At 64.8% G+C, this 4,243-nt stretch carries 6 protein-coding genes and 1 pseudogene; 5 read left to right on the top strand and 2 right to left on the bottom strand.

Annotated elements, in window-relative coordinates:
* A pseudogene (locus EOA60_RS21190) lies at nucleotides 1–284 on the bottom strand (SAM-dependent methyltransferase); the annotation flags it as partial.
* A gap of 62 nt (nucleotides 285–346) precedes the next feature.
* Between EOA60_RS21190 and EOA60_RS21185 the strand changes: the two are divergent.
* The 4 genes from EOA60_RS21185 to EOA60_RS21170 all read left to right on the top strand — a co-directional run bounded on the left by EOA60_RS21185 (nucleotide 347) and on the right by EOA60_RS21170 (nucleotide 2,778).
* On the top strand, nucleotides 347–1,147 hold the full coding sequence (locus EOA60_RS21185; RefSeq protein ID WP_067319068.1) for a ComF family protein: 801 nt from the start codon (nucleotides 347–349) through the stop codon (nucleotides 1,145–1,147).
* A gap of 76 nt (nucleotides 1,148–1,223) precedes the next feature.
* Complete coding sequence (grxC, locus tag EOA60_RS21180) at nucleotides 1,224–1,493, top strand: glutaredoxin 3 (protein ID WP_066990112.1); 270 nt, start codon at nucleotides 1,224–1,226, stop codon at nucleotides 1,491–1,493.
* A 2-nt stretch (nucleotides 1,494–1,495) separates the two neighbouring features.
* Nucleotides 1,496–2,356, top strand: a complete 861-nt coding sequence (locus tag EOA60_RS21175; protein ID WP_095823954.1) for a carbon-nitrogen hydrolase family protein — start codon at nucleotides 1,496–1,498, stop codon at nucleotides 2,354–2,356.
* A complete protein-coding gene (locus tag EOA60_RS21170; protein ID WP_067319064.1) occupies nucleotides 2,353–2,778 on the top strand; it encodes a DUF1178 family protein in 426 nt (141 codons plus the stop codon). Before EOA60_RS21175 ends, EOA60_RS21170 begins: the two co-directional genes overlap by 4 nt.
* Here EOA60_RS21170 and EOA60_RS21165 read toward each other — a convergent pair.
* A complete protein-coding gene (locus EOA60_RS21165; protein ID WP_095799930.1) occupies nucleotides 2,741–3,256 on the bottom strand; it encodes a MarR family transcriptional regulator in 516 nt (171 codons plus the stop codon). The two genes, EOA60_RS21170 and EOA60_RS21165, sit on opposite strands and share 38 nt — an antisense overlap.
* 102 nt (nucleotides 3,257–3,358) lie before the next feature.
* Here EOA60_RS21165 and EOA60_RS21160 point away from each other — a divergent pair.
* Nucleotides 3,359–4,243 (top strand): DMT family transporter (locus EOA60_RS21160; RefSeq protein WP_164899442.1); only part of this gene is annotated, 885 nt, incomplete at its 3' end.

Genomic DNA, 4,243 nt, shown 5'->3' with positions numbered 1-4,243 from the left:
GTCTCCGCCGGGGCGACGATGCCGGCTTCTCCGGCAAGGAAGGCACCGTCTGTTTCCACGCGCACTGTGTCGGCCACCTTGCCGCTGCCGGCGAGCACCCTGGTCGCGGCCGATGTCTGGCAAAACAGCGCCGCCGCCTTGCCGAATTTGCGCTCGACGGCACCCAGCCGGTCGGCAAGGTCCTCCGCTGCCCGCCGCATCAGGAAATCGGCTCCGTCGACGGGGTGCATCAGCGCCCGGCGCTTGTGCGCAAGCCAGAGCTCCGTGTCGATCAAAGGCTGCAATGGGTTATTCCTGTTGTCGGCGCATGCCGGACCGATGCTATGGTGGCGCGGGGGTTCTTCACGTGGCCGATCCGGTGCGCAAGATCAAGACCATTGCGATGAAGGACATGGCGCGGCAGGCTCTGGGCTGGCCGGCGCGCCTGTTGTTTCCGCCGGTCTGTGCCGGCTGCCGCCGCCACGTCTCGCAGCCTGGCGTGCTGTGCGGCGCCTGCTGGCCGAAGCTTCGGCTGCTGGAGAAGCCTTGGTGTCCGGTTATGGGCACGCCGTTCACGCATGACATGGGCGACGGTTTTCTTTCCGCCGAAGCGATCGCCGATCCGCCGCCTTTCGAGCGGGCGCGGGCGGCGGTCGTCTATTCAGGGGTCGCGCGCCAGATGGTGCAAGGGCTGAAATACCAGGATCGCACCGATCTCGCGCCCTGGATGGCGCGCTGGATGATGCGCGCCGGCGCCGAACTGATCGCTGAAGCCGATGTTGTGGTGCCGGTGCCGCTGCATTGGCGGCGCTTCTTCCGGCGGCAGTTCAACCAGTCGGCGGAGCTGGCACGGGCGGTTTCGAAGCTGAGCGGCCTGCCTTTCGCGCCGGCTGCGGTGAGGCGCGTAAAACTCACCCGCCAGCAGGTCGGGCTGGAGCGGCACGAACGCGAGGAGAATGTGCGCGCCGCCTTCCGCGTCCCGCCCGAGGCGGAAATCGAGATCGCCGGCCGAAGGGTGCTCGTCATCGACGACGTCTTCACCACCGGCGCCACCGTGCGGTCGGTGGCCAAGGCGCTGAAGAAAGGCGGCGCCGGAGCGGTCGACGTGCTGACCTTTGCCCGCGTCCTGCCGGGGGACTTCCGGGCCGATGAGTCTGCAACTATATAGGGCTTAAGTTGTTGTTTTGGTGCATGTCGCTTTCGCATAACCGCTGGGCGATGGGCGCAGGCAGGATTGCTGATCGATGGTTGATGTGACGATCTATACCCGGATGATGTGCGGCTATTGCACCGCAGCCAAGCGGTTGCTCGAGCGCAAGGGTGTAGCCTATACCGAGCATGACGCGTCGTTCTCGCCGGAATTGCGCCAGGAAATGATTTCGCGGGCGCATGGGCGCACCACTTTTCCGCAGATTTTCATCGGCGACACGCATGTCGGCGGCTGCGACGACCTCCATGAATTGGAGTCCGAGGGCCGGCTGGACGTGTTGCTTGCCAACGGGGCGAGGGTTTGATCATGAGCGTTTTCAAGGCGGCGGCGGTGCAGATGCGTTCGGGCACCAGCCCGGAGCGCAACGCGGCCGCCATGGAAAAGCTGGTCCGCGAGGCCGCACAGCAGGGCGCCACCTACGTGCAGACGCCGGAAATGACCGGCGCGCTCATCCGCGACAAACAGGCTGGTGCCGCCGCTTTCACCAGCGAAGACAAGGACGTCGTCGTTTCGACGGCGCGGAAACTTGCGCAGGAACTCGGCATTTTCCTGCATGTCGGCTCGACGGCCATCCTGCGCGCCGACGGCAAGCTCGCCAATCGGGCGTTCCTGTTCGCGCCCGACGGCGCCATGATCACCAACTACGACAAGATCCACATGTTCGATGTCGACCTCGACAACGGCGAGAGCTGGCGCGAATCCGCCTCTTACGAGCCGGGAACAGAGGGCGTCGTCACCGAGATCAACGGCGTGAAGCTGGGCTTCGCCGTCTGCTACGACCTGCGCTTCCCGCAGCTATTCCGTGCCGAAGCGCTGGCGGGGGCTCAGGTGCTTTCGGTGCCTGCGGCCTTCACCCGCCAGACCGGCGAGGCGCACTGGCACGTGCTGCTCAGGGCACGCGCGATCGAGAACGGCGCCTATCTCATCGCGGCCGCGCAGGGCGGCCTGCACGAGGACGGCCGCGAGACTTACGGCCATTCGCTGATCGTCGATCCGTGGGGACGCATCATCGCCGAGGCCGCGCATGATGAGCCCGCCGTGATCGTCGCCGAGATCGACCCGGCGCAGTCGGCTGCGGCGCGTCGCAAGATTCCCAATCTCAAAAACGCGCGGGATTTCACCGTCAATGCCGGCGAGGCGCCGCGTCTCAGGGGTGCAGCCTCTTGATCCGCTTTTCGCTCATCTGTGAACACGAGCACGAATTCGAAGCCTGGTTCCGCAGCAATGACGACTTCGGCACGCAGAAGAAACGCGGCTTCATCGATTGCCCGATCTGCGGCTCGCACAAGGTCGAGAAGGCGCTGATGGCGCCGGCGGTCTCCACCTCACGCAAGCAGGAGAAGATGGCGCTGGCCATGGGCGACGCGCAGAAACAGGCGCTCGCACAGCTCAAGGCGCTCGCCGACAAGGTGCGGGAGAATGCCGACTATGTCGGCGACAAGTTCGCCGAGGAAGCGCGCAAGATCCATTTCGGCGAGACCGATCCGCGCGGCATTTATGGCGAGGCTACGCCGGACGAGGCGAAAAGCCTCGCCGAGGACGGCGTCGAATTCATGCCGATCCCGAGCTTTCCGGAGGACCGGAACTAAGAATTCCGATCAGCTTTTTCAGCAGTGTGGCGAGCATTTTCCGGTCCTCTGGCGCTAACCCGGCGAGGATTTCATGCTCATTCGCGACGTGGGCGGTAAGGGCCTCATCGATGAGTTCGAGGCCTTTCGAGGTGAGTTGCACCACAACGCCGCGGCGATCGCTGGGATGCGGCGCGCGCTGGATCAGGCCCGCCTTTTCCAGCCGGTCGAGCCGGGCGGTCATTGCTCCGGAGGTCACCATCGTCGCCTCGTAGAGTTCGGTCGGCGTCAGCGCGTGAGGCGCGCCGGAGCGGCGAAGCGTGGCCAACACGTCGAATTCGCCCTGCTGCAGGCCGAAACGGGCAAAGAGCGGCGCGAGCCGGTCGCGCGCGATCAGCGCGGACGCTTCGTTCAACCGCCCGATCACTCCCATCGGCGAGACGTCGAGGTCCGGCCGTTCCTTGCGCCATTGCTCCATAGCTCTTGCCGCACGGTCCATGTGCCTCACCGTAAAGTATCTTGACATTGAGAATCTTTACGCTATATTATCCTAAGTTGGAGCGGCCGCCAAGCTTGGCCGTGAAGCCACAGGATCACGCAGATGAAATTGCTCTGGGACTCCGCACTGGGTCTTCTGATCGTCACCGGCGGATTGCTCGGCATGACGCTCCCCTTCGGCAAGCTGGCAACGGCGGCCGGTGCCCCGGCAATGGTCTGGGCTTTCGTGATCTCGTTCGGCGCCGGCGGCGTGTTGCTCACAACGCTTCTGCTGCTCGGTCAGCGCATCCGGCTCACGGCGCACAAGCTGCGTTATTTCTTCATCACCGCAGCCATCTCCTACGCTCTTCCTAACTTGCTGATGTTCTCGGCCATCCCGCATCTCGGCGCGGGTTACACGGGCATCATGTTCACGCTGTCGCCGGTCATCACGCTGGTGTTCTCGATCCTGCTTGGGGTGCGGCGACCCAACCTGCTCGGCGTCATCGGCATTATCGTTGGTTTTATCGGCGCGGTCATGGTCGCGCTTACGCGTGGGGAGGCCGGCCAGCCGGCCGAATATTTCTGGGTGGCGGTCGGCCTTCTCATCCCCGTCAGCCTCGCCGCCGGCAACATCTACCGCACCATCGACTGGCCCGAGGACACCGGTCCGATCGAGCTCGCCGTCGGCAGCCATCTGGCGTCGGCAACCTTGCTTCTCATCGGCATCCTGACGCTGCTCGGCTGGCAGGCATTTGCTCCGCTCGGCGGCGCGCCGCTGGTGGTGGCCGCACAGGTAGCATCGGCATCGGCGATGTTTGCCTTCTTCTTCCGGCTGCAGGCGATCGGCGGGCCGGTCTATCTCAGCCAGATCGGCTATGTGGCGGCGGCGGTCGGGCTCTTTGCCGGCACGATCTTCCTCGGCGAGCATTATCAGCTTCTGACCTGGCTGGGCGCGGCCATCATCACCGCCGGCGTGCTCATCACCACCAAGGCGCAGAGCCAGCCA

Source organism: Mesorhizobium sp. M1A.F.Ca.IN.020.06.1.1 (assembly GCF_004023265.1).
Classification (GTDB): Bacteria; Pseudomonadota; Alphaproteobacteria; order Rhizobiales; family Rhizobiaceae; genus Mesorhizobium.
The sequence above is the reverse complement of the archived record's forward strand: the minus strand, read 5'-3'. Positions and strand labels throughout refer to the sequence as shown.